The following is a 1,214-nucleotide window of genomic DNA, read 5'->3' on the forward strand; positions in this document are numbered from 1 at the left end:
CGTCCGGCCGACCGACCCGTCTCCGCGCCGCCCAGGACGCCCTCGGGCCGCCGCCGCGCGGCGCGGACGCCGGGACGACGGCCGGCGGGGTGGTGGCCTGGGTGGTGCAGGGGCGGGACGGCGGGGCCGTGCGGGAAGGGGCACGGCGGCTGGGTGCGTGGGTGGAAGAGACCGGTGAGGTGGATCTGGAGGCGGTGGCCGCGGCTCTGGGGCGGCGGGCGGTGCTGCCGGAGCGGGCCGTGGTGGTGGGGAGCTCGGACGCGGAGCTGCGGGCGGGTCTGGAGGCCGTCGCCGAAGGGGCGGACGTGCCCGGCGCCGTACGCGGGACGGCCGCCGCGGGGGCGCGGACGGTGTTCGTGTTCCCCGGGCAGGGGTCGCAGTGGCCCGGGATGGCGGCGGAGCTGCGGGCCGCGTCGCCGGTGTTCGCGGCGGCCCTCGCCGAGTGCGCGGCGGCGCTGCGGCCGTTCACCGACTGGGAGCTGGACGCCGTCCTGGACGATCCGGCGGCGCTGGAGCGGGTCGACGTGGTGCAGCCCGCGTTGTGGGCGGTGATGGTGTCGCTGGCCCGGGTGTGGGAGGCGGCGGGCGTCGTCCCGGACGCGGTGGCCGGGCACTCGCAGGGCGAGATCGCGGCGGCATGCGCGGCCGGGGCCCTGTCGATCGAGGACGGTGCCCGGATCGTGGCGCTGCGCTCCCGGATGATCAGATCGCTGTCGGGCAGCGGCGGGATGGCGTCGGTGGCGCTTCCGGCGGACGAGGCACGCGAGGAGCTGCGCGCCTGGCCCGGACGGCTGGACGTGGCGGCGGTCAACGGGCCGCAGACCACGATCGTGTCCGGCGACGCCGCGGCGCTGGAGGAGTTCCTCGGCCGGTGCGCCGAACTCGGCGTGTTCGCGCGCCGCGTCAACGTCGACTACGCCTCGCACTCGCCGCACGTGGAGCGGGTGCGGGACGGGCTGCTGGAGGCGCTCGCGCCGGTCCGGCCCCGGGACGCGGCGACGGCGGTGTTCCACTCGACGGTGCGCGGCGGGCCGTGCGACCCGTCCGAGCTCACCGCCGCCTACTGGGTGGAGAACCTGCGGCGGCCGGTACTGTTCCAGCCGGTCGTGGAGGGCCTGGCCGCGGCCGGCCCCACGGTGTTCGTCGAGATCAGCCCGCATCCGGTGCTCACCGGCGCGATCCAGGACACGGCGCCGGACGCCGCCGTCTCCGGC

General features: G+C 78.0%; 1 protein-coding gene. It reads left to right on the forward strand.

Translation table 11 applies throughout. From position 1 onward, the window contains the following. The coding region (locus tag ABD327_RS19275; protein WP_344451886.1) for an acyltransferase domain-containing protein at positions 1-1,214 on the forward strand (1,214 nt) is incomplete at both ends.

The organism is Actinocorallia aurantiaca, from assembly GCF_039533685.1.
GTDB classification, from domain to species: domain Bacteria; phylum Actinomycetota; class Actinomycetes; order Streptosporangiales; family Streptosporangiaceae; genus Actinocorallia; species Actinocorallia aurantiaca.